Source organism: Calditrichota bacterium, assembly GCA_014359355.1.
GTDB lineage: Bacteria > Zhuqueibacterota > Zhuqueibacteria > JANLFK01 > Oleimicrobiaceae > Oleimicrobium.
In genome coordinates, this window is sequence record JACIZP010000068.1 from 1 (window position 1) to 25,085 (window position 25,085).

The window sequence follows — 25,085 nt, forward strand, 5'->3', positions numbered from 1 at the left end:
AGCAGAGCACCACTCCCCCAAGCAGATACCAGAGGAACAATAAGAAGCCGCCGAGCACAATCCACAGGATGTTGCCGAGCACGCTCATGAGCACCTCCGTCGGCCGGTTACCAATGCAGCAGCTTCCTCAGCAAAGCACAGAGACGCAACTTGTCTCGAGCAATATACGCACTTCCCGGACGAATGTCCAGCAGATTTTGCTACCTACTGCCCAGGTCTAACCCGACTGCAGAACAGGAACCCATCTGCGCCTGGCGATGCACATGGGCGCTCACGTCTGCTCACCACTGGTCGGAGGCCCTACGGCCCTCAGGCGGAACCGCGTGCCGAGCAACGGCTAATCTCCTCTTCGGCGACTGCGTGGCGCTCGCGCACCCCATTGACGGGGAAGGGTGCTCCGCGTCGTTGCTCAGAACTCGCCGCATCGCAACAACACCAGGGTGCACGCGCGCACACACGAAATGCCGTGCTCGGCCAGCTCCTGCTCGAGCTCCGGGCATTCGGCGCCAGGGTTGAAGATGACCCGCGCCGGCCGCAGGGCAATGATGGCTGGCCCCAACTGGCGGCTCCTCTCACAGGCCACGTACATGGTCACCGTGTGCACTGGCGGCTCCACATACGCAAGGTCGGCCACCGCCTGCAGCCCTTCGATCTCGCGATGCGCCGGATGAACCGGAATGACTCGATAGCCTTGTTCAAGGAGCAAACGTATCGCACGATTCGAGTAGCGCTCGCGCTTTGGGCTTGCGCCCACGACAACCACAGTCTTCACTGCGTCATTCATCTGCCTGGTCCCGCTCGCAAGGACTGATACTCAGGGTCGTGAGCGCTCCAAGCCTGCTCCCTCGCGGGCGTCCGCCTTCTTGAGGAGGATGGCGAAGAGCAAGCCGACCCCTCCTAAGCTCGCGAACATGAGAAGGCTGGCGGTGTACGTCTTGGTCAGATCGCGCAGCAAGCCGTTGAGCAGCGGAAAGAGCGCCAGGCCAATATTCTGAATAGCCGTCATCAGGCCAAATGCCGTGCCCACGCGCTCCTTGCGCACAATGAGCGGCACCGAGGGCCACATTGCCGCGGGCACAAGGACAAACGCCGCACCCAGGGCGACCATAGGATAGGCGGGATAGATGTGCGTCAGCCCCATCAGGAGATGAGCAGGAATCATGAGGAGCGAGCCGATGATCATCAGGGTGGCACGCCTACCCACCTTGTCCACCAACTGCCCGGCAAAGGGCGCAAGGACCATGGAGGCGAAGATGATGATAGAGGAAATCCCGCCGGCGGTGCTGAACATGTGCAGAAAGTTGTTGAACACCTGGTAAAGAAAACCACCACCGGCTTCGGCATAGCGCGCAATCCCCCATTTGTCCACGAAAAAGTCCGTGGAGAGCGCCGTGAACGGGAAGATGGCCGAGTAGAAGGTGACGCAGAGAAGCGTCACGTACCAGAAAGAGGGGCCAAACTCCTTGATGTCGCTGAGCACGATGCGCTCGCCCGCTCCTTCATCCTTCAGCCCAAGGATGCGTTCGCCCCGCCTGTCCATGAGTACGTAGAAAACGTTGCCCACCAGCGACACGCCACAGGCGATCACCGCCACCAACAAGGCGTACCGGTAGCTACCAAAGTAGCCGGTGATCAGCTCGCCGGTGTTAAAGGCAAAAAGGGTTCCCAACCGGCTCACGGTGAGGGTGATGCCGAAGGAGAGGGCGAGCTCCTTGTTCTTGAACCAGCGTGCCAGGATGGCGCTCTGGGCCACGATGAGCGGCTCGGAGCCGGCGCCGAACACAAACCGCCCCAGAAAGAAAAGAGGCAGACTGCGCGCTTGCCACACGATAGCCGCGCCAACAAAGACTAACGTGGAGAACATGATGCTCGCCCTGCGCGTGCCTAACCGGTCGACCAGCATGCCGCCGACAAGCACGGCCAACACGGCGGCAATGCTGTACATCGTGTACATGGTGCCGACCGTGCCCCGCGCTGCACCCAGGTCTTCCACAAGCGAAGGGGCAATAGCCCCGACAATATCGTAGGCGAAGTAGCTGCCAAACGAGAGCGAGGCCACAAACCCAAGAATGGTGAAGCGATAGAGTGCCCGCGAAGGGTGAAAGATGCCTACCGTCTTTGCCTCATTCGTCATTGCACGTTACCCTCGTCCTTTTCCACAGCTGCCAGCTCCCTCAAGGTGGACTGCTATTCTGCCTCCGACTCTGCCCGAACAAGCCGAATAGTGTCAACTACCTACCAGGTAAGCACGCCCACTTTACCGTCTGCATCGGTGACTACCACGCGGCGTCCGCCGGCCGGCGCGACGGTGTTGACCAACGCCACGCCGAACCGATACCTCCAGCGTACCTGTCCAGAAGCCTCCACCGCGTACACATACCCGTTCTTGGTGCCGAAGAAGACCAATCCTTCCTTCTCCACCGGCATGGAGGGGTCGATATCGTAACCATAGCCGCAGGCGCAGCTCCAGACCGCCTGGGGGAACTGCGAGGCGCTGGCCATGGCCACCAGCGTGTCGTTCATGCAGCGCACGTACACCCGGGAACTGTCTTCCGAGAGACCAATTGCCTCGCGCACCTGGTACCTTCCCGTGCGCCAAAGCACGCGTCCTGTGGAGGCCTCCAGGGCGGTCATGTGGCGATCTGGAGCAACGATGAACACCTTCCCGTTGGCAGCTACCGGCCAACACGCGGCTGGGGAGTAGAGGAGGCCCTCGCGGCCACCGCGCCATCGCCAGACCTCGGCGCCGTCTTCGCTGCGCACGGCAAACAGGTGGCCGTCCCACGCCCCGAAGATAACCATGCCGCGATAGAGCAAGGGGAGCGCCTCAACAAAGCCCTGCGCGCCACGGTGCTGCCAGCGCAGGGCACCGGAGTGCAGGTCTATGGCGTGCATCACCCCGTGCCCGTCACCCAGATAAGCAGTGCCGCCTGCGACGCGAACCGCTGCTACCACTGGTGCCCCCACGCGCAGCTTCCAGCGCAAATGGCCGTCCTGCGTGCCAAGGCAATATACACTGCTGTCCGCCGAGCCACAGACCACCACCCCCTCGGCGACGTCCGCCCGGCCGTACACAGGCCCTCCGGTTTGGTACTGCCAGCGCAACCGGCCGTTTTCCAGTTCCAGGCAGTGAATGCGTCCGCTGCCGTCACCGACCACCACGACCCCATCACCCACTGCCGGAGGCGCAGCGATGGTCCACCCTGCTTCCCAGTTCCAGCAGATCCGCACCTGGGAGGCGGCGTTGTCACTGAAGTCCGGACGCGCAGAGCGGCCCTGCTCGTACCGACGCACCCTGCGCCTGACTGGGACTGCATGCCACTGCGGCAGCTCGTCTTTGCCCACTGCTGCCGCAGCGAAGCGCAGGCTATCCGGCCCCACGGTGACGATGGTGTAGCCCACCCCGTCTTTGCCGCGCAGCGTCGCGCGCCCCATGACCCCAGGAATACCCTCAAAGTCCAGAGCCTGGTTGCGATGGCCGTGGCCACACAGGACCACCTGAGTGTTACGCCTCTTGAGCCGGTCGAGGAGCTCAAACCAGTTGTCGACCGACTCATCCACCGGATAGTGGGTGACCACAATGAGAGGTCGGCGCGCTGGCACGGACACCAGCACAGAATCCAGCCAGCGACGCGTCTCCGGGCTCAAGTGGCCATCGCCCATGCGCATGATCGGCCCCTGGTGCAAGCCGACAAACTGATAGCCGCCGTAGGCAAAGCAGAAATTCTCCTTCCCCCAAAGCAGGGCGAAAGCGGTGCACGCCGACTCCGACCACTTGGTGTCGTGGTTACCAGGGATGATGTAGTACGGGGCTTGCAAGCTGTCCAAGATCTCCTTCGCCTGCATGAGCTCTGCGGTGGCGCCCATTTCGGTGATATCGCCGGAGATGACCACAAAGCGGCAATTGCCGCGGCGGTTCACGTCGCGCACGACAGCCCGCAGGTCCTCGGTGCCGGTGCCCCCGCCCACGTGCAGGTCGCTCAACCAGGCGAACTGAAAAGAATCCTGATGAGCGACCCATTGGCAGGAGACCAGGAGTAAGGCTGCCATCACCACTTTGCGCCAGCTCATCTGCACACCACCTCCTTGAAGCGGTCGATGGCAATGTTGCCGCCGCAAAGGATGATCGCGGCATTGGCGTGTCTGTCCGGCAGCGTCTGTCGCAGGAAGTTGAGCGCCCCTGCAACCGCAACACCTGCAGCGCCTTCGATGACCAGCCTGTGCTCCTCGAAGACCTGCCGCAAGGCGGCCCGGATCTCCTCCTCGCTCACCAGGACCCAGTCGTCCACCAGCCTTTGGCACAGCGGGAAGGTGATGGCACCGGGTTCGATCCCCCCGGCAGTGCCGTCCGACAAAGTGGGCCGCACCGCAACCTCGACGATCCGCCCGGCCTTGATGGATTCGTACATGGTGGGAGAATTGGCGGGCAAGCACCCCACCACCTGCGTCTTCTGCCCGCCCCCTTTCAAGTAGCCTGCGCAGCCAGCAATGAGGCCTCCGCCCCCCACTGCCGCGAACAGATAGTCGACCCGCCCAAGCTCGGCTTCGAGCTCCACGGCAACAGTCCCCTGTCCGGCCACCACGTCCAGGTCGTTGTAGGGCGAGATGTAGACCGCACCCGTGCGACTTGCCTCGCGCCGCGCCTCTTGCTCGGTGACCGCGCAATCATGGCCAAAGAAACGCAAGCTCAGGCTTGAGCGGCGCAGTGCTGCCACTTTTTGCGGGGAGGCATTTTCTGTCAGAAAAAGCGTCCCCTGCAGCCCGAGCTTCTCGGCGGCATAGGCAACCGCCAGCGCATGGTTGCCCGTGGAGGCGGTCACTATCCCGGCTTGTCTCTCCTCCTGCCTCAGGCAAAGAAGCTTGTTCACCGCCCCGCGCGGCTTGAATGAGCCGGTCACCTGCACGTTTTCCATCTTGAGGAAGACGTGACAGCCCACCAGTTCGCTCAGGGGCGCCGAGTACTCCAAAGGGGTCGCCCGCACCAACGGGCGGATCCGCTCGCTTGCTTCGGCAACGGCGGCCCGCAGAGAAGGGCCTTCATCGTGATAGTCACTTTTGGCCATAGATAACCACTCGCGGCCTGGGGCGTAGACCGCTCACCTGCACGCGCCCCTGGCTGAACCGTATTGTTGCCTGCTTCTCGCCGTCGTCATAGTCCAGGCGGCCGTCTGCGCCACCGTAGACCTCCACCTCCACCACCGGTCCCACCCTGTTGTCCGTGCACTCGCGCTCTTCGCCATAAGGGATGATGCTCCCGCCTTTGACGTACATCGGCATCGTGCGCAGGTCCACCGGTCGTGTGATCCATTCGCCCCGAGAGCGTACCCGCTTCTTGGTCCAGTAGTCCCACCACACGCCCGCGGGCAAGTAGAGCGTGCGCGTATTGCTCTCGGCAAGCGGCTGCAGGACGGGTGCGATGAGGAACGCATCGCCGAACAGGTACTGGTCCTCGATGTGCCAGACGTTGCGATCCTCGGGGTAGTCAATGCACAGTGCCCGCACCATGGGCTTGCCGGTGGCAGAGCACTTGCGCGCCTGGTCGTAGATGTACGGCAGTAGACGGTAACGGAGCTGCGCGTACTGGCGGAATATCTCCTCCGCTTCCTGGCCGAAGGTCCACGGTTCGCGCGGGTTGTCGTTGCCTGCACCATGGCACCGCGCGTGGCTGGAGAACAGCCCGAACTGCGCCCAGCGCACGTAAAGCTCCGCGCTTGGCCGCCCGATGAAGCCGCCGATGTCGTGCGAGAAAAACGGAAAGCCCGACAACCCCATGCTCAGCGCCGCCCGCACTGTGCCAGCGAGCCCGAAGAAACTGCATTGGCTGTCGCCACCCCAGTGGACCGGATAGCGTTGGCTGCCGGCTGTGCCGCTCCGCGCCCAAATGATCCATTCGCCGGTCACCTCGTGCACAGCGTTGGCGATGGCAGCCGCATATACCAGGGAATAGAGGTTGTGAAAGCGATGACCGGCAATCCGCGCATACACGGCCTCCTCAGGAATTCCTTCGCCAAAGTCGACCTTGATGGTGGCCGCCCCCATGCGCAATAGGCCCTTAATCTGCTCGGTGTACCAGGCCATCGCCTTCGGATTGGAAAAATCGATGATCGCGTCGTCAAGCCACATCCCCTCCAATCGTGCAGGGTGGCGGAACACATCCCCCTTGCGGTCCTTGGCAAAGTAGCCGCGTTTCACTCCCTCAAGGTAGTTCGGGTTATTGGCGCGGGGGGGAACAAAATTGTACTGCCAAAGGCTGACGCGATAGCCTTGCTTGCGGAGCTCCGCCATGTGCTTAGCCGGCTCGGGAAACCGTGTGGCAGAAAAGCGCAGGTCGCAGTTGAAATCCTCCTCGAACCAGTATGAATCCAGATGCAGTACATCGGCCGGAATATGCCGCTGGCGCAGGCCCTGGGCCACCTCGTGCACCACATCCCAGGAAATGTAGCTATTGCGGCTCATCCACAGGCCAAAGCTCCACACCGGCGGGGTAGGCGCAAAGCCGGTCAGCTCGCAATAGCGGCGCAAAATCTCCGCCGGCGTTGGGCCATGAATCACAAAATAGTCCAGCCATTCCTCTTCGACGCCAAAGCCCAAGGTAAAAGCCTCCATCGTGCCGATTTCCCACTCGGTGCGGGCCGAGCAGTTGACAAACAGCCCATACCCCTGCGTGCAGAGGAGGAAAGGCACGTTGATGTAGCTGCGGGGTGTGCTGGTACCAATGGCATCCTTGTTCCAGAAATCGACCTGCCTGCCCTTGCGTGCCACATGGTCGAAGCGCTCTCCCAGCCCGAAGACCTCATCCTGGCCGTCGAGCACAAAGGCCTCGAAACAGGCATGCCTCCCCGGCAGGGCGGCCAACGAAGTGTCGAAAATGTCTGAGGTAAAAAGTTCCGATTTGCGTTGCTGCCAAAAGAGCCGGCCATTGGCCTCGGTGGCCCAGAGGCGAAACGGTGCTCTGTCGATGTGCAAGGTTATCGCCCCGCTCTCAACATCCCAGCCGGTTTCGTGCTCCCGGACTCGAAGCCGAAAGTCGCTGCGGGGCGCCCCGACCAGCATGCGTGCCTCTGGTGGCGGAAAGTCCTGCTCCTGCTCGGGCAGAGTCCCCCAGCCGAATCTGACGCGGAACACATCGGGCGACCAGAAGGTGATTTCCACGCCCACAGGCGGTGAGTCGGCCCCCGGTTGCTCAGCCATCTGGTGCATGTGCGTCTCGTGCGTCCACACGGTGCGATTGAGGAAGGTACGCGTGGCGCATTGGACTTCGAGGACGTTGCCGCGCTGGGCAAGCCCGAGCACCTCAGTCAAACGATGAAAAAGAACCTTCTCCCCTCGCTTGAAGGCCATGGGCCCTTTGAGTTCGCTCGCCCCCTTGCCTGAACGTGGGTTATCCGACCGTGTCGTCATCCACTCTCCTCCAATGACCCGTCCATGCTAAAGGATCTACAGCACCCGGCCTAATGGTGATTAGCCCTCCTCGAAAATGCCCGACGCTGAGGAAACTAAGCTTCTCCGTTCGCTTCCGCAACGAGCCAGCTCGGGGCCTGACCTTGCCCGGTGCCCTCATTCTCTTGCGCTCCTGAGCGTTTCTCAGCCCTTGCTTCGCAGTCGCAGCCACCTACCAAAGGTCCTTGGTCGGGAAGCGAACAGCTTGGGCTCGGGGTCGCTGTACCCTACGGGCGAGAACTCTCCAGTGCCGGGATTAAGCTCATAGCGGGCGAAATCCCTGCGCGCGATGCGTTCGAGCATCTCCACCCAGCGGTCGATGTCCTCCTCCTGGGTGTAGCAGCCGAAGCTGGCGCGCACCATCCCTGGCAGGCGACTGCGGTCGCCAGCCAGGACCTTCGTCCGCCACCCCTCGGCCTGAGCGCGCGTCAAGCCGAGCAGGTGCACCACGTACGGGTGGGCACAAAAGCAGCCGTTCCGCACCCCAATGCCGCCTTCGTAGCCGAGGACCGCCGCCACCAAGGCATGATGAACCCCCTCAACGTTGAAGGGGATCACACCCACCCGTTCGTGCGCCTTGGCAGGATCGGTCTCTCCGTAGAGGACGATGCCTTTGACTTTGCGCAGCTTGGTGAGGGCATAGCGGACCAGCTTCTCCTCTCTGGCTGCGATCTTCTCCATGCCGATTTCCATGAGTGCTTTGGCGGCAGCAGCCATTGCCACCGCCCCCACCACGTTGGGAGTCCCGGCCTCTTCCCGGTCAGGGGGATCGGCCCAGTCGACATGCTCGGTGGTGACCGCCTGCACGGTACCGCCGCCACAGTACTCTGGGTCGCCACGGAGAAAGGCCGCCTTGGGTCCAATGAGCGCGCCGCTGCCAAACGGAGCGTACATCTTGTGCGCCGAGATCACCACATAGTCAAGGTGCTCAGGGTCGTGGGGGGGCTTCATGTCGATGGGGCGATGGGGGCCAAGCTGGGCGGCATCCACCAGAATCTCGGCTCCTGCCTCATGCGCCTTGCGGGCCAGGCGATGAATGGGCGGCAGGTAGCCGGTCACGTTGGAGGCGCCAGTGACCGCCACCAATCCAATGCGACCAGCGTACTTCTGCAGTTGCCGGTCAAAGTCTTCTTCGTCCAGGCGTCCGTCCGCGGTTGCCCGCACCCGCACCACCTGTGCGCGCCGCCGCCAGGGCAGGTCGTTGGAATGGTGTTCCAGCAGCGTGCTAATCACCACAAAGTCGCGGGGCAGGCAGAGGCGATACGAGAGCTTGTTGATGGCCCCCGTTGCGTTCAGGCCAAAGATGACCGTGTCGTGCCGCAGGTTGGCTCCTACAAATTTCGCTACAACCTCCCGCGCCTCTTCAAAGGCCATCGTGCTCCAGCGTGACTTGAAGCCGGCGCCTCGGTGCACGCTGGCGTAGTAGGGGAGAAACTCCTTGAGGCTTTCCACCACGTCCACCAACGGCGGGGTGGTGGCCGCATTGTCGAGGTTCACGTAGCGCACCTTCCGCCCGTCGAGCAACGGCACGCTGCGCCCCCAACCCACGATTCTCTTACGCAAGTCCAATGTCTGACCTTCGCCTCCCATGCCGTCCTCTTAGCTCGTCTTCATCCCTTGCAGCAGTGCTCCTTGGGCCGCGGCGAGACCAGCACCTGGCGTGACTCCATAGCCGCAGGCCTGCAAGCCCTGTTCTAGCGCCGCAATCGTGGCCAGCAGGTCGCCATACGTGGTGGCGCCCATGTGGCCAATGCGGAAGTAGCTATTCTTGATCTCCGGGTGCAAGCCGCCAGCCAAAATCGCTCCGGCGGCCTTCACACGCGCCAGGAGTTCCGGGCCAGTGACCCCTTCGGGTAGGTAAGGGGCAGTGAGAGTTGCTGCCGCATGTTCTTCTGCCGTGGGGACTTGCCGCAGTCCCAGAGCGGCGATCGCCGCCCGACAGGCCTTGCCAAGCTGCTGGTGGCGAGCCACGCGCGCCTCCATCCCTTCGGCCAGAATGTGTCCCAGGCTCACGTCCAGCGCGGCAACCAGGTTCACGGCCGGTGTGGCAAAGTAGCTCGCCTTGCGCGCCTCGTACGCCTGCATGATCGGCAGCCAGTTCCCCCAATCAACGTAATAGTTGCCCACTGGACTCTTACGACTCCGCCAGGCCTGGAGCGCCCGCTCGCTGGCCACAAGCAAGGCCAGGCCCGGCGGCACACCCACGGCCTTCTGCGAAGCGGTCAACGCCACGTCGATGCCCCACTCCTCCTGGCGCAATTCCTCGGCTGCCAGCGAGCAGACGCCATCCACCACGCTGAGTACCCCGTGCTCGAGCGCCAAGGCGGCAAACGGCTGTGGGTCCACGCGCACGCCCGTCGAGGTATCTACGTGCGTGATGGTCATCAGCTTGAAACGGCCTCCGCCAAGCGCGCTTTCCACCTCGGCCGGGTCAATGGTCTCCCCCAAGCGGGCCGACACCACCGTCACCTCCGCTCCATACCTGCGGAGAATGTCGGCAAACCGTGCGCTGAAATAGCCGGTCGAAAGCACCAATGCGCGGTCACCCGGCTCGATCAGGTTAGCTGCCGCCATGTCCATGGCCAGCGTGCCCGACCCCGCGACGACGAAGGGCTGCCCAGAGGGGCAGCGCCACACTTCGCGCATTTTGCTCAGGGCGCGCGCAAAGACCTCGATGAACTCCTGCGCCACGTGGCTGGTGGTCGGTGCCCCCATTGCAGCCAGAACCTCTGGTTCAAACTCCACGGGACCAGGAATCATCAGCAGGGTGCGTCCTTTCATGAGTTCCTCCGCTATTTACAGTGGGGCTCCCGCCTCTGCGTCTGCCACGCTGCAGAGACGCCGCTTTCTTCCAACAGGGTGTTCAGCATGGTGGCCTGGTCCTCGTTCAACGGAAGAAGCGGCGCCCGCACCGGCCCACCGTACAAGCCGAGTATATCCATGGCGCGCTTCAACGCTGCCACACCCCAGAGGCGCGTGACGGCGGTGTTCAGGCGCACGAGCCGCAATTGCAACGCCTGGGCTGCGGCTATCTCCCCGTGCCGAAACTTCTGCCACAGGGCGCAGCACTCCGCCGGGGCGATGTTGGCCAATGCCATGATCCCGCCTGCCGCACCCACGCTCAATGCGGCAAGAAAGAACCCGGCCGAGCCAGCCAAGACGTGAAAGCCAGGGGGCGCCGCCCGGCACATTTCGGCCATGGCCACCACGTTGCCGCCCGAGTCCTTGATGCCTACGACGTTCGGGTGCCCGGCGACCGCCATCACTACCTCCGGCCCGAGGTCAACGCCCGTGTTAGCAGGCATGTTGTAAAGAACGATGGGAATCGGTGCTGCCTCGGCCACAGCCAAGAAGTGGCGCGTCAGTGCTTCGGCAGTCATCCGACCGCGATAGTAGCTGGGCGTGATCACCAAGGCGGCGTCTGCGCCCAATCGCGCCACCTCCCTGGTGAGAGCAATCGTGGCCCTGGTACTCTCGCAACCAGTGCCAGCCAGCAGAAGCCGCTCTGGCGGCACACAGACCCGGGCATGTTCCACAACCTGCAGTTTCTCCTTCTCGGAGAGGAGTACGAACTCGCCGTTTGAACCCAAGACAACGTAGCCACGAAGGGGGAATGGGGCCAGCGAAGCAAGGTTGGCGCGGAGGGCACTGGGGAGGAACCTCTCGTCGGTGTCGAAGGGGGTCGGCACAGGAGCCAGAACCCCCTCAATACAGATGCATTTCTGCTCCATAAGCTGTCCTTCGGCTGTGCGCAGCGCTCCTCTAAGGGACTCCCTACAGCGCAAGTTCGATGCCCACAGGGCAGTGGTCGGAGCCCATTACTTCCGGCAAAATGAACGCCGACCTAACCTGAGCAACGAGATTGCGGCTCACAAAGAAATAGTCGATGCGCCAGCCCACGTTCCGCTCCCTGGCCCGGCTCTTGTAGTCCCACCAGCTGTAGTGGCCGCCCTCGGAGGTAAACAGGCGGAACGTATCGACAAAGCCGGCGGCCAAAAAGCGATCGATCCAGGCGCGCTCCTCGGGAAGAAAACCGGAGACCTTCTCGTTCTCCTTGGGCCGCGCCAAGTCTATCTCCTTGTGCGCCGTGTTCACGTCCCCGCAGACCACAACCTTCCTCCCCGCAGCCAACAGCTCCTGCACATGGGCAAGAAAAGCCTCGTAGAACTCCATTTTGTAGCGCAGTCTCTCAGCAGAAGCTTTGCCGTTGGGGAAGTACACGTTGTAGAGGACAAACTCGCCATAATCGGCGACCTGCGTGCGGCCCTCCTTGTCGAAGCGCTCCACCCCGAACCCCGAACAGACACTCAGCGGTGCTGCCGTGCTCAGGAGCGCCACCCCACTGTACCCCGGCTTCTCCCCGGCGACCCAAAAGGCATGGTAGCCCTGCAGGTTCTTCAGCGCCTCTGGCAGCTGGTGCAAGCCGACCTTGGTCTCCTGTAGGCAAAGCACGTCTGGCTGCTCCTTTGCCAGCCAGTCCAAGAAACCTTTACCTATGATTGCGCGCAAACCATTCACATTCCACGAGAGCATGCGCAGCACAGCCACAGATCCTCCTTACGCGGTCAGCAGTTCCTATTGCCGCCGGCCTGGGGCAAAGAAGGCCAGGAAGAAGTGAGCCTCAGCGGTGCCGTCCAGGGTCGGCTCGTTGGTGGCATAGTCCCAGGTATCGTCGTGATAGACGACGAGCTCCGACTGGAACTCTTTGTACGGGTCTTCGCGTGACAGACGAATCCCCTTGAGGCTGTTGAATATGGAGGCATACACGGGGCCGTCGTTGAGCGCGCCGACAATCTCCCGTCCCAAATGCAGAGCGATGGCGCTGTGCGGGTACTGCGGGGTGCGCCCGCCCTCCTGCGGGATGCCCACAAACTGGCTCACGCCCCACGGATTGCGGCCCAACAGCCAGTCACGGGTCTCCGTCATGAGAAGATGGTAGGTCGTATCGCCTGTCATTTGTTCGTACAACAGGCACTGCATCACGAAGGCAGCAGCCAGGTTGTTGGAGCACCAGATGAACGGAATGCCGATGTGGTAGGGGTTCCCTTGCGCCCGTCGCCACACGGCCTCAATGCCCTCCCGGTAGTAGTTCGCCAACGTGTCGCGCAGGGCGCCGTCAGCACATTGCCACAGGGCAAAGTGGCCAAGGTTCATGAACGGATAGAACTCGTAGTGGTGGGCGGTGTCGGCGCCCATCCAGGAGACGGTGTTCGCGATGCGGGCATACGTCCGGGCCTCTTGTAAGTAGCGCCCCACCCCGGTGACCCGGTACAACTCTGCAGCGCCCCATTCCATGTCGTCCGCCCAGGTACGCTCGTGGTAGCGGTAAGGCGCTCGGCAGGGTGTACCTTCCTGGCAGCCGGGTTGCCGCCGCCCCATCTCGTAGACCTCCTGCCCTGCCTGCAAGCAGCGGGCGGCGAACCACTCCTCGCCCAAGTCGTTGCGCCAGATATCGGCAGCCATGGCCATTGCTGCAGCATAGCGCCCCGCCAGGTTGGCGATGCCTGTGGAGGTGTTCTGGTAGTTCCCCAACCCTTGCGGCTTGCCTGTGGCGTAATAGACCACCCGGTAACTGCCCGGGCCCCACCCATAGTCCGCCGAGTCGGCGTACGGCATCTTGAAGCCGATGTGGTCGCGGTCATCAGCCACTTGGTGAAAAAGCTGGTCCGGCGTAGGGTGCATCTTGAGCATCCAGTCCAATCCCCAGCGCGCCTCATCAAGAACGTCAGGCACGCCGTTGGAACCGGCATGTCCGAGGTTGTCCACTTCGTCTGCGAATTTGCCCTTGTTCTGCCGGTACGAAAAGAGCAAGCGGCAAACGGCATTGCCGGAGGTCAGCAGGTAGCGCAGGTAGTCACCGGCATCGTGCCAGCCGCCGCTGACGTCGATGAACGTGCCGTCCGGCATGGGGCCGTACGCCGTGCGGCCATCCTTGCGGTGACAAACCTCGTCCAAGAAAGGATTGTAGCCACAACGCTGCTGCCGCATGTAGGCGATCACCAGTTCATGGTAGCCGCCGTAGGCCTCCTCGCTTATGGTGAAGGGCAGCGACTCGTACTCCGTGCCGCAGATGCGCACCTTGAAACGCCCAGGCCCGCGCAGCTCGCTAAAATCCAGGCGATAGTGATAAGCGAAGCGACCCCAGCGGCCAACATTAGGCCCCACTGAACGGGGGCCCCAGACCCGCCTGCCGGTGACAGCATCCACCACCTCAAAGCGCGCGCTGCTCAGCGGCTGGGCAGCGAAGGCAATGGCTATTTTGGCATCACCTGGCAGGTAGCCCACCTGGTTTGCCCGCACATGCACCCGCGGGATTGCCGCACCAAGCGGCGCCGCATTCAGCAGGGCCCAGACAACGCACATACACCAGACCAGCATCACTGCCGTTCTGCGCACGACTCCCTCCTCGCTTGCTCATGCGCCAAGGGTCAGCTCCCGGTGGCGAAAGCAGGTGACGAGATGGTCATTCACCATGCCCACCGCTTGCATAAAGGCATAGCAGATGGTCGGGCCGACAAAAACAAACCCACGCGCCCGCAAGGCCTTACTCAAAGCTGCGGCCTGCGGGGAGCTGGTAGGCACCTGGCGCATCTCTCGCCAAAAGTTCACCACCGGACGGTGGTCGACAAAACTCCAGACAAATTCGGCAAAACTGCCCCGCTCCTCACGGACCTTCAGGAACGCCTGGGCATTGCGGATCGCCCCCTCTATCTTTGCCCGGTTCCGGACGATACCCTGATCGGCCAGCAGCTGCCTCACCTTATCCTCGGCGTAACTGGCCACCACCTCCGGCACGAATTGGTCGAAGGCTACGCGAAAGCGCTCTCGCTTTTTCAGAATGGTCGCCCAACTCAGTCCCGCCTGAAATCCTTCCAGCACGAGGAATTCGAAAAGCAAGCGGTCGTCATGGACTGGCACCCCCCACTCCTCGTCGTGATAGCGCACATACAGAGGGTCCACGCCCACCGCCCAATCGCACCGCGGGAGCTCTTTGCGGTCCGCATCGCCCATCACTCGGCCTCGCATGCGTCCACCAACGAAATGACCCGCAGCTGCTGCCTGAACTCTTCCAACGCCAAGGGCCCTCTTGGAGTAAAGGAGACGCGCACCGTGTCACCTGGCAAGATGTCGAAGAAGTTGTCGCTGAAGAAGCCATCGGCCTGTGCCGTGGACAGGTAGACATGCCGCGCCAACACATCGGAGCTGACGAGAACTACGAAGTGCTGGTCTTCCTCCTGGCAACGCAGCGAGAGCTGCGGTCTGGGGAGCGCCATTTCCTTTGGGGGAACAAAGCAGTGGAGGTTGGAAGAGAGCAATTGGTCGCCTTCGACAAGGGCACAATGGAGAAACACTCCCTTGCGGTCGTGGCCACTGAGCAGCTTGCTCACTGGCATTTGCCACACAACCTTGCTGCCCTGCGACTCAGCAATGACCTTTCGTGCTTCAGAGAACAAGACCTGGCCGGCAAAATCCATGAGCCTGACTGCGAGAGTGGCACGGGACTGGCGCCTCTTGTCCGAGACGAGGTAGATCCGCAAGGTGCCGTCTTCCTCAGTCGGGCTGACCAGCAGGTCTGCGTAGAAACGCCGGGCATAGTAGTGCAGCGCCTTCCAGCGGCCGAAGTAGTCGATGCTGGACCAGGAGGCGACCGGCCAGCAGTCGTCAATCTGCCAGTAGAGCGAGCCCATGCACCTGGGCATGATGCGCCGCAGATGCTCGGCCCCACGTTTGATCCCTTCTGCCTGCAGCACCTGGCTCACGTAGAGGAAGGCGCGAAAATCCTTGGGTGGCGGATAGTCCCGAAGCAGGTACTCCCGAATCAGGTGGTTGCCCCGCGGATGTTTCTGGTGTACCATCATCACCGGCGATGCGATGTCGCGGTCCTCGGGCAACGTGAATGCCTCCACCGTCCTGAGCTCGGGGAACGACTGGAAGCCGTATTCGCTCATAAAGCGCGGGGTCTGCTTCTCGTACTCTGCGAACGGAGCCGCTGCGTGCCACACTCCCCAGTAGTGCATGTCGCCAAAGTTTGGCGAGTTCGGCTCAGCCTGCAGATTGGAGCTGGGAGAGCTCGGCCAGTAGGGGCGGGTTGGATCGTGCTGCTGGCAAACCTCCGGCAGCAGCTTGTGGAAAAGCGCTTCATAGTCGGCCCACGCCGATGCGGGCAGTTGCTCCTTCCATCCCCAGCTATGCCACCCCCACTCCATTTCGTTGTTCCCGCACCACAGCACGATGCACGGATGATGCCGCAGCCTCTTCACCTGGCAAATTGCCTCTTGCCGGACGCTTTCCAGAAAGGCGGCGTCCCCCGGATATTGGCTGCAGGAAAACATAAAGTCCTGCCAGACCATCAAGCCAAGCTCGTCGCACAGCCGGTAGAAAGCCTCGTCCTCATACACACCGCCTCCCCACACGCGCAGCATGTTCATGCCGACATCCCGACAGGAAGTCAGCAAGTGGCGATAGCGCTCCTCGCCCACGCGGTTGAGGAAGTTGTCCGCAGGAATCCAGTTGCCGCCTTTGGCAAACACCGGCACTCCGTTGACGACGAAGGTGAAGCTCTTGCCCCACTTGTCAGGCAGCTGCTGCAGCTCGAGGGAACGAATTCCGGTGGTGCAGCTTCTGCCCGCCAAGACACGCCCAGCGTGCAAGAGCTCCACCTCGAAGGTATAGAGCGCCTGCTCTCCCAGACCATTGGGCCACCAGAGGCGGGGCTTGGGAATCTTCATCTCCACTGGCAGCACATTCTCCCCTTGCGCGAGCCTGAAGCTCTTCCGGATCGCCGGGATCCCCCCCTCACGGCTCCTGAGTACGACGGTAACCTCGGTCGGCGCAGTAGATTCCACCTCCACCCACGCGCTCAGCAAGGCCTCGTTGCTACTCACTTTGTGCGGAAGGAGCTGCAGGCTTACAATGCGCACGCCATTCCACCCCTCCAAGTACACTGGCCGCCAGATGCCGCAAGTGACCAGGCGCGGTCCCCAATCCCAGCCGTAGTGGTAGGGCGCCTTGCGCGTGTAGGGGCTAGTGCCCACTGGGTCATTGGCAGCGGGTAGTTTGGCAGGGGCGGCTTTCAGGCGCGGCATCACCTCATGGATCGGCGAGCGAAAGAGGACATGCAGCGTGTTCTCCCCCTCGTGCAGAAATTCCTTGCACGGTATGCGCCACTGCCTGAACATGTTGTCGGCCTCGAGCACCTTTGTGCCGTTCAGCATGACCGTGGCATAGGTATCAAGCCCCTCAAAGACCAAGTCGCAGCGTTCGCTTTCCAACAGGGCTGCTTCCACGACAAAGGAGCCCGCGTACTCCCAGTCGACCTCGCCAATCCACTGCACTTTGAGCTCGTTGTCGCGGTAGAAAGGGTCCTCAATCAGTCCACATGCGAGCAGGTCTGTATGCACGCATCCTGGCACGGTAGCGGGGTGCCAGTCTTGCTCTCCAACTCTACGGAACTGCCAACCTTGATGCAGATAGTGCACGCCGTTATCCTCCTCACTGACGGCCTTCGCTGCTCTCACCACGCAGAGAGAAGCGAGAATCACCAACGGAATGAGTAGAACTAACTTCTTGCCGCCTGTCGTAGCCACGCTTCGCCCCCAGCAAGGCCGTTCACTCTGTTTGCCTGGTGGCAAAGTTTCCGCTTGTTTGCAGCGCAGCTTTTGTCTATATTTGCACGCAAATCCAAGGAACGGCGAGGCCAGACCCTCGTGTGACGCTTCTGACCCTGCCTCCGGAGAGAGACCCAGCAATGAAGAACCTCCGCCTGTTGCCGGCAGTGGGCGTCGCCATAGTCTCTTTTCTTGCGGCTGCGTCCTGCCTTGCGCAGACAAAGGCCCCGGACAGCACGTCGCTGCGTAAGGCATTGCGCCTCCGGCTTGACGTGGCCCAGACCAGCTTCGCCAATTGGGCGCAAGGCGCGGATAACAGTTTAGCTTACGTGAGCGGATTGAATCTCAACCTGTCACAGGACCTGCCCCGCGCTGCCTGGCAGACCAAGGTGGAGCTCATCTTCGGGCAAACGCGCCTCGGCACCAAAGGGACCCGGAACACCCAGGACAAGATCGACCTCTACGCCCAGTACACGCACAAAAGCAAAACGCTCTCCAACCCCTATGTGTCGTTGAGTCTCCTGACGCAGTTCGCCGAGGGGTACGACTACCGCAAGGACCCACCTCTGCTCAAGTCGGACTTTTGGGACCCTGCCTACCTGATGGAGAGCTCCGGCTTTGGGCTTGTGTTCACACCCCGCGTGCAAAGCAAGGTTGGCGTGGCCGTCAAACACACCTTCACCCGGCACTTGACCGCCTACAGTGATGACCCGAAGACGCCGACCACCGTCGAGCGGGTGAAGGTCGAGCCAGGGCTCACCGCGCGCACCGACGTCAACCTGGCGGTCAACAGCAACCTCAAGTTCGGGCAGACGCTGGAGCTGTTCTCAAACCTGCGCGGCTTCCGGCAGCTGGATATCCGTCTGGACAACCGCCTCGAGGCGAGGATGGCCAAGTTTGTCTCTGTTAACCTCAACATCTTCCTGCTCTATGACCGCGACCAGAGCCGCAAGGTGCAATTGCGGGAGTTCCTGGGCATAGGCTTCGTGCTTGACGTCTTCTGAGGTCCCATCGCCATGTCACAGAACGTTGTGGAAAACTAACAATCCGCGAGGAGAAGAGCAAGGGCTTTTTGCACGCGACGGCGAGAAGCAGCGCCGCACGCCATGGCCGGAGGGCCCGGCAGATGCGGTTGGCTCTTCGCCGACTTCGCGCTCCCGGAATGCGCAGGGGAGAGGACGTGTCGACAATCGAACGGGCCTTATCTGCTCCGCAACAAAGGCGCGGGGCAACATGAGATTGGGACGGCCAAGTTGCGTCACGCCTGCCCATTGCCCAAGGGCAGGTGACCGCGGCTGGCTCGACGGTCCGCGGCCACTGCTCAGCGCGCTGCCGGCGCCATTTTCTACCCGGAGCCCGATCGGCAACGCATTGACTTTCGGAGAATCGCCTGCATGCGAGCACGACATTCCATTCTCGTGAGCCTCATCGCGACAAGCTTGTGTCTGGGCTCTCCGCATCGCGTCGCAGCAGGAGGCCTGGAAGCAGCCGGGACCCTTGTCCTCCTCGCTCTGCCTACCACCGGCGGCGTGTTGACCTTTGCCCATCACGATGGCCAGGGCACCAAGCAACTGGCCGCGTCGTTGGCGGTGACCGCGGGCCTCACCATGGCCCTGAAATACACAATCGACGAGAAACGCCCGAACGGACGCGAGCACTCCTTTCCCTCCGGCCATACCTCTCTTGCCTTTTCCGCGGCGGAGTTCATGCGCGTGCGTTACGGCTGGAAGTACGGAGCGCCGGCCATAGCTGCCGCCTCCTTCGTCGCCTACAGCCGCGTGGCCTCACGGCAGCACTACGCCCACGACGTGGTGGCTGGCGCAGTCATCGGCGTGGCGAGCAGCACCCTGCTGACGAAGCCCTACAAAGGATGGAGAGTGGCAACCTTTGGCGGACGACGAATGCTTGTCGTAGGCCTGCGGCGCTGTTGGTGATCGCCAAGGCGCCTCCGCCGCAGTTTCTTCTTGACATTGATGCCGGGGTTTCGTATTATGTGGCGGGTGGGCGACCCACTTCGATCTGGACATGGACGTGTTGTGTACTGCAGCCAGGGGGCGTGTTCCCCCGCGGTGCGTCACCAGCCAGGCGGGGGTCAGGGAATTGCATGCCAAACAAGGTCGAGCCCGCAGCTACCCTCTCCGTTCTCCACAACCCATCCTTGGGAAGCATCCTGGTGGCTCCTGCGGGGCGCCAGAGCACGATGCACGGCTGCAAGTGTCGTGTGCCGAGGCACGTCGAACCTCAAAGACAACACGCCTCAGGGCATGGCGCCTCTCATTACTTTCCTGGGCCGCGAAAGGCTCACTCTTTGCCCGCGCAGCAAACATGATCTACCACTCGCCAGGACTCGGCGCTCGAGTGTCGGAGCGAACGCCCGGGCCATGCTCATTGGCAACAACTCTCCGGGAGAACTGCCGAATAGCGACTAAGGAGACTCTCAGATGACCAGGCACAGTATGGACCACCCGCCTGGCCATAGGCTCTCCCGCCGCCAGTTCCTGACGGCAGTGGGGAGCGCGGCCGCCGGCGTGCTCATCTCACCCCTCTGGAAAGCGCGCGGCCTCAGCGCCTACCCCCATCACATAGGAGGGGCTTTCTCGGCAACGGTGGCCGTGACCCAGGCAGAGAGCTATGACCGTGCCCTGATTCGGCGCAAGGTGCAACACCTGTTCGACGCGCTGGGCGGAATCGCCGACATGTTCAGTGCAGGCAGCCGCGTGGCCATCAAGATCAATCTCACCGGTGGCTCCGGTTCGGCCAGCAGTGCAAGGTTGCAAGGGCTGTCCATCACCGAGACCATGTGGACCCATCCGGAAGTGCTGCGCGCCGTCGCCGAGCTGGTCATAGACTGCGGTGTCCGTCCCGCGGATCTGTACTTCGTCGAGGCACTCTGGGACAGTGCCTCCTTTTTCAATTTCGGCTACGCCGCAGTGCGGCAAAGTCTTGGCGCGCAGATGATCGACCTCAATCAGCCCTCTCCCTTTTCTCAATTCATCGACCTGCCGGTCGGCGAGAAGGCCTTCTTCTACTCCTCCTTCAGGGTAAATCAGATCCTCCGCGACATTGATGTGTACATCTCCATTCCAAAGCTGAAGCAGCACTACGAGGCCGGCATCACCGCCGCGCTCAAGAACCAAGTCGGGATCGTGCCGAAGCAGCTCTACGAGACGCCAAGCAACAGGGGCCGCCGAGATGCTCTGCACACGCAAGGAGGAAGTTCATCCACTCACCTCCCCCGCTCCATTTGCGACCTGAACCTTGCCCGACCGGTGCAGCTGGCGGTCATCGACGGCGTCAAGAACGCCCGCGGGGGGGAGGGCGCCTGGAATCCAACCTTTCGCCCTGCCGAAGATCACGTGCTGCTGGCTGGCAAGGATGCCGTGGCCACCGACGCCGTGGCCACCTATCTCATGGGCATCGATCCGGCCGCCGAAACCCTTCCTTTGCCGGCCGGCGGGCGGTGCGACAACCACCTCTTCCTGCTCTCTCAGAAGGGAGAGGGCACAAACGCCCTTTCGGCAATCGAGATCGTCGGAGACGGGGCAGGACTGGTCACCGGCGTCCGTCCACTGCCGCCTTGTGCAATGCCGGCCCGCAAGATAGAACTCTATCCCAACTATCCCAATCCGTTCAATGCGGGGACGACCATCGGCTTCTCCCTTCCAAGAAGGCAGCGCGTCGCCGTGCAGATTCTCAACGCAAGGGGCGAGGAAGTTGCCACGCTGTCTGAGAAAACCTTCGACGCCGGGTACCACTCTTTTCCGTGGCATCCGGAAGGTCTGCCGAGCGGAGTCTACTTCTGTCGCATCCAGGCGGGCGACCTATGGCGCACGGTGAAGATGGTTTACGAAAAGTAGGGGGACGGGGCTCCCCAGGAACAGAGAAGCCTACCGCCTTCGCAAGGGCTTACTCATGAGGCCCACGTGCCGTGCCGGTTTGGTCGCCGGCAAGGCCTCGTAAGGCGGGCGCTTCCCAGGACGCTTTGCCCGTTGGCTTGCCGCGCAGGGCCGACGGGAGGCTTTTCCAGCAGCAGCGCGGAAGGAGGAACAAGATGTCAACGAAAATGGTAGCCAAGACCCTTTGGCGCGAATTGCTGCTCCTCCTCGCCCTGGACCTGCTTCCCACCGACCAAGCCCGTGCGCAGGAAACAGCAGGCCCAGATTCCACGCAACTGGTGCGCGTGATCTTGAGAGACGGGTCGGAGCTCATTGGCAGGATCCTCACCACAGGAGAGCAGCAGATTGAGCTCAAGGCCCTTGCAGGCTTCACCGTGGCGATCCCCCGCGCGGAGATCGAAAGGGTCGAAAAGCTAAGGGGCGAGCTCCGGGAAGGGAGGTTCCTGCAGCCAGATCCGAATAACACGAGGTTGTTCTTCGCGCCAACCGGCCGATCCCTGCCCCAGGGCGAAGGCTACTTCGCCGTCTACTGGCTGTTTTTCCCCACCATAGCGATTGGCATTACCAACTGGCTGGCGCTAAGCGGAGGTTATTCTCTTCTCCCCGGGGCTGAGGAACAAATCGCCTTTTTCGCTCCAAAAGTCCGCCTGCTGCATCTGCCCAGCTTCGATCTTTCCTCGGGTTTCCTCTACCTGCACATCCCTTGGGGGGATGGCGACTCAGGGGGCGGGATTCTCTATGGCGTGGGTTCAGTTGGCAACGCGGACCGGAGTTGGACTGCTGGCTTGGGTTGGGGCTTTTCTGGTGGCAAGCTGGCTGACAAGCCTGTCCTTATGTTTGGCGGGGAACTGCGCACGGGACGAAGAACAAAGCTGCTGTCGGAGAACTATCTCTTTTGGGAGGAAGAGACAACGAGCCTTCTCTCCCTGGGCATTCGCTTCTTCGGAGCGCATCTGGCAGCGGATTTTGGCCTTTTCACTTCTGGTGAACTTATTTCGAGAGAAGAGGGGTTCCCGTTCTTCCCTTGGGTGGACTTTGCATACAGCTTTTAGCAGAGCGTGGCCTTGCACCACACAAACGCCGCGCCGGCCGGTGGTTCATAGGTGGCGCGCTTTGGGCTCTTCGGCCAAGGAAGGACTGTGAGCCATACACCGGCTGGCTCCCGTTGCGCGCCGGCGTGAACCGGTCCACCTGGCCTCGGCGGCCCGCGCGGACGAGGGAGCATTGAGGACAAGGCGAGAGCGTCAACTCAGCCCAATGCGGAGGCAAGCATTCGCATTGGGCTCGCCCGCTGAACAAGTGTACGCTTGCGCTCAACTTGCAGCAGGAGGCCCCCGATGAGAAAGCGCTTCCTTGCCGTTGGTCTTGTCACAGCATTTGCTGTCCTCCTGGCGGTTGTCTTGTACTATGCGCGCACCGGGTGGCGCGCAAAGCCGACGACCTGGCGCACGGAGTCTGAGGCAGCAGAAGGAACCAAGGAGGACCCCCTTGCCCGAAAGCGCCACGAGTGGTTCTGCCTGCGCGATCCTGCCACCAACAGGGTGCCGCGCGAGATTGGCTTGGCTGAGCTGCAGTTCGTCAAAGGTTTGGCCAAGCGCTTGGCGCCGCAGCACCAGCCTCTCACCGTCGACTGGGTTGCAAGGGGGCCTTACAACGTCGGCGGTCGCACCAAAGCCCTGGCGATTGACGTCACCGACGAAAACGTGATCCTGGCCGGGGGTGTTTCGGGCGGAATGTGGAAGTCTACTGACGGAGGCCGCTCCTGGCGCAAGACTACTGCCCCGGATCAGCTGCACAGCGTTTCCTGCATCGCCCAGAACCGCTCGCCGGGCAGGGAACACATCTGGTACTATGGCACAGGGGAATCCTACCCGGCCGGCGGGACCGCAGCTCATCTCACGTTCAGCGATGCCTTCTACCGCGGCGACGGTATCTTCAAATCCACCGATGGCGGGGAGAGCTGGTCACTCCTCCCCGCTACCGTCTCAGGCACGCCGGAAGTTGGGGACGCCTTTGACTACGTGTTTGGCCTCGAGACCTTCGCCCAAGACGGCGTGTTGGCAGCAACCTCCAACGGACTATTCCGCAGCGACGACGGCGGCGCAAGCTGGCGGCAGGTGCTCCACTTCGGCGAAAAGTATCGGAGCACCGAGGTCGCTGTCACGCCTTCCGGCCTCCTCTACGCCACCATCGGAGGCATTGGCCCGGACAATGGGGTCTATACTTCCGCTGACGGACTTGCCTGGGAGAAGATTTCCCCGCCCCAGTGGCCTGATACCACCCAGCGGACCGCCATTGGCATCGCCTGCTCCAATGAGAACGTCGTCTATTTTCTCTCGTACCTTACCGGGCTCAAGACCAAGCTATGGAAATACGAGCGCAACCGCGGTTGGACCGACCTCACCGCCAACCTTCCCTGGGGGGGCGAGATGATCACCTATGGCGGCCACATGATGATCGTGAAGGTCAAGCCCGATGACGAAAACGTGCTCTTCGTCGGGACGGTGGGGCTCCACCGCAGCAGGGACGGCGGCCATTCCTTCGAACCCATCGGGGCGTACAGCGACTTTCACGTGGACCAGCATGCGATTGTCTTCCTGCCCTCTAATCCGCGGGTCATGCTCGTGGGGAACGATGGCGGTGTGTTCAAGACCGAGGATAATCTGGCCGAGCCAACCCACGACCCGCGCTCCGGGGAGTACCACATTCCCTGGCAGTCCTTGAACAACGGCTACCTCACCACTCAGTTCTATTCCGTCTCGATCGACCACGCGACCCCTGGTAGCGAGACCATCCTCGGCGGCACCCAGGACAATGCCTTTCTCTTCACCAAGGTGCCGGACCCGTTGCAGCCGTGGCAGGCCATTTTCGGAGGTGCAATGGATGGGGGGTTCACGGCTATCGCCCACGGCGGGGACTACTACGCTACCCAGGCCGGCAGCTTTGCGGTCTGGCGCTTCGATTTCCCAAACGGTCAGTTGCGCTGGACCAACATCACGCCGGAGCAGGCCAGTGGCGGCACTCTGTGGATGCCCCCCTTTCTTCTTGATGCCCACGACCAGAAGATCATGTACCTGCCCTGGCAGAACCAGCTGTGGCGCAACTCGGACCTGACCGCCATCCCCTATGTTTTCCCGCCGGCGCCAACGAGCGTCAACTGGGAACGCTTGGAGAAGGTTTCTAATGGGCAGATCACCGCCCTGGGCATGTCTGAGGCCCAGCCCAGGCGCCTCTACTACGCAACGTTCAGCTGGACGCCTGGAGGCAAGCTGTTTCGCCTCGACAATCCCCATCTTGGCCAGCCGCAGCCGGAAGAGATCACCGGAAGCAATTTCCCTTACTTCCCGTGGTGCCCGTCTATCGGCTGCATTGCCGTGGACCCACGCGACGCCAACAGACTGCTGGTGGCATTTCCCAACTACCGCGTCATCAGCATCTATGCCTCGCAGGACGGCGGCAACACCTGGACTCCCGTGGCCGGCAATTTGGAGCAGAACCCCGACGGCAGCGGCAGTGGGCCTTCAGTGCGCTGGATTGCCATTCTCTACGTCGAAGGACAACCGGTCTACTTCGCCGGCACAAGCATGGGGCTATTCTCCACCACCAGGTTGGACAGCATGAACACGGTTTGGGTACAGGAAGGGGCGCAGAGCATCGGCAATGTGGTGGTGGACATGATTGACGTCCGTCAGTCAGATGGCTTCGTGGCGGTGGCCACGCACGGCAATGGCGTGTACAGCACCTACGTGACCGAGTTGCCGTCGCGCGTGCCGACGGCCGCCCGTCCGGTGCGGGGTTTTGCACTCCTTCCTGCCTACCCCAACCCGTTCAACGCCCAGACGGTGGTTTCCTACAGGCTGTCCCAAAGCGCTCGCGTGAGCTTGGCGATCTACAACGCATTCGGGCAGAGGATTTGCACCCTGGTGGCGGGTGAGCAGCCGGCAGGTTTGCACAGGGTCACCTGGGACGGGACGGACGAAAGCGGACACCCGGTGGCGAGCGGGGTGTACGTGTGCATCCTAAGCGCAGGGGGATCGCAGTGGGCGCAAAAGGTGGCGGTCACGAGATAACACACTTGATGCGAACCATGAGGCGCTTGACGCCATCCTGACACGGAAGAGGGGACCTTGATGGACACTTC

The 25,085-nt window shown here is 62.1% G+C and carries 17 protein-coding genes; 5 read left to right on the plus strand and 12 right to left on the minus strand.

Annotated features, from left to right (window positions below; translation table 11 throughout):
- Positions 1 to 409: 409 nt before the first annotated feature.
- The 12 genes from H5U38_02955 to H5U38_03010 form a co-directional block, all read right to left on the minus strand.
- The gene (locus H5U38_02955; GenBank protein ID MBC7185972.1) at positions 410 to 784 is read right to left on the minus strand and encodes a CoA-binding protein; all 375 of its coding nucleotides are present in this window, start codon (positions 782 to 784) and stop codon (positions 410 to 412) included.
- A gap of 30 nt (positions 785 to 814) precedes the next feature.
- Complete coding sequence (locus H5U38_02960; GenBank protein MBC7185973.1) at positions 815 to 2,134, minus strand: MFS transporter; 1,320 nt, start codon at positions 2,132 to 2,134, stop codon at positions 815 to 817.
- A 101-nt stretch (positions 2,135 to 2,235) separates the two neighbouring features.
- Positions 2,236 to 4,071, minus strand: coding sequence for a PQQ-binding-like beta-propeller repeat protein (locus H5U38_02965; GenBank protein MBC7185974.1), 1,836 nt, complete (start codon positions 4,069 to 4,071; stop codon positions 2,236 to 2,238).
- Entirely contained in the window at positions 4,068 to 5,063 is a 996-nt protein-coding gene (locus tag H5U38_02970; GenBank protein MBC7185975.1) for a threonine/serine dehydratase, read from the minus strand. Before H5U38_02970 ends, H5U38_02965 begins: the two co-directional genes overlap by 4 nt.
- The gene (locus H5U38_02975) at positions 5,050 to 7,401 is read right to left on the minus strand and encodes a DUF4968 domain-containing protein (protein MBC7185976.1); all 2,352 of its coding nucleotides are present in this window, start codon (positions 7,399 to 7,401) and stop codon (positions 5,050 to 5,052) included. The genes H5U38_02970 and H5U38_02975 overlap by 14 nt, the downstream gene beginning before the upstream one ends.
- 183 nt (positions 7,402 to 7,584) lie before the next feature.
- On the minus strand, positions 7,585 to 9,030 hold the full coding sequence (locus H5U38_02980) for an aminotransferase class V-fold PLP-dependent enzyme (GenBank protein ID MBC7185977.1): 1,446 nt from the start codon (positions 9,028 to 9,030) through the stop codon (positions 7,585 to 7,587).
- A 9-nt stretch (positions 9,031 to 9,039) separates the two neighbouring features.
- Positions 9,040 to 10,221, minus strand: a complete 1,182-nt coding sequence (locus H5U38_02985; GenBank protein ID MBC7185978.1) for an alanine--glyoxylate aminotransferase family protein — start codon at positions 10,219 to 10,221, stop codon at positions 9,040 to 9,042.
- A gap of 11 nt (positions 10,222 to 10,232) precedes the next feature.
- Positions 10,233 to 11,171, minus strand: a complete 939-nt coding sequence (locus H5U38_02990; GenBank protein MBC7185979.1) for a dihydrodipicolinate synthase family protein — start codon at positions 11,169 to 11,171, stop codon at positions 10,233 to 10,235.
- A gap of 43 nt (positions 11,172 to 11,214) precedes the next feature.
- Positions 11,215 to 11,988, minus strand: a complete 774-nt coding sequence (xth, locus tag H5U38_02995; GenBank protein ID MBC7185980.1) for an exodeoxyribonuclease III — start codon at positions 11,986 to 11,988, stop codon at positions 11,215 to 11,217.
- Positions 11,989 to 12,015: 27 nt separating this feature from the next.
- A complete protein-coding gene (locus H5U38_03000; GenBank protein MBC7185981.1) occupies positions 12,016 to 13,746 on the minus strand; it encodes a glycoside hydrolase family 9 protein in 1,731 nt (576 codons plus the stop codon).
- A gap of 108 nt (positions 13,747 to 13,854) precedes the next feature.
- Positions 13,855 to 14,451 carry a DNA-3-methyladenine glycosylase I gene (locus tag H5U38_03005; protein ID MBC7185982.1) on the minus strand — a complete coding sequence of 199 codons (597 nt, stop codon included), beginning with the start codon at positions 14,449 to 14,451 and terminating at the stop codon, positions 13,855 to 13,857.
- A complete protein-coding gene (locus H5U38_03010) occupies positions 14,451 to 17,027 on the minus strand; it encodes a glycoside hydrolase family 2 protein (GenBank protein ID MBC7185983.1) in 2,577 nt (858 codons plus the stop codon). The genes H5U38_03005 and H5U38_03010 overlap by 1 nt, the downstream gene beginning before the upstream one ends.
- A gap of 161 nt (positions 17,028 to 17,188) precedes the next feature.
- On the opposite strand from H5U38_03010, the gene H5U38_03015 reads away from it, so the two are divergent.
- The 5 genes from H5U38_03015 (at position 17,189) to H5U38_03035 (ending at position 25,014) form a co-directional block, all read left to right on the plus strand.
- Positions 17,189 to 18,052 carry a DUF3078 domain-containing protein gene (locus tag H5U38_03015; protein ID MBC7185984.1) on the plus strand — a complete coding sequence of 288 codons (864 nt, stop codon included), beginning with the start codon at positions 17,189 to 17,191 and terminating at the stop codon, positions 18,050 to 18,052.
- Between the two features lie 390 nt (positions 18,053 to 18,442).
- On the plus strand, positions 18,443 to 18,982 hold the full coding sequence (locus tag H5U38_03020) for a phosphatase PAP2 family protein (GenBank protein ID MBC7185985.1): 540 nt from the start codon (positions 18,443 to 18,445) through the stop codon (positions 18,980 to 18,982).
- Positions 18,983 to 19,489: 507 nt separating this feature from the next.
- The gene (locus tag H5U38_03025) at positions 19,490 to 20,905 is read left to right on the plus strand and encodes a DUF362 domain-containing protein (protein ID MBC7185986.1); all 1,416 of its coding nucleotides are present in this window, start codon (positions 19,490 to 19,492) and stop codon (positions 20,903 to 20,905) included.
- Positions 20,906 to 21,099: 194 nt separating this feature from the next.
- The gene (locus H5U38_03030; GenBank protein ID MBC7185987.1) at positions 21,100 to 21,996 is read left to right on the plus strand and encodes a hypothetical protein; all 897 of its coding nucleotides are present in this window, start codon (positions 21,100 to 21,102) and stop codon (positions 21,994 to 21,996) included.
- Between the two features lie 285 nt (positions 21,997 to 22,281).
- The gene (locus tag H5U38_03035) at positions 22,282 to 25,014 is read left to right on the plus strand and encodes a T9SS type A sorting domain-containing protein (protein MBC7185988.1); all 2,733 of its coding nucleotides are present in this window, start codon (positions 22,282 to 22,284) and stop codon (positions 25,012 to 25,014) included.
- Positions 25,015 to 25,085 lie beyond the last annotated feature (71 nt).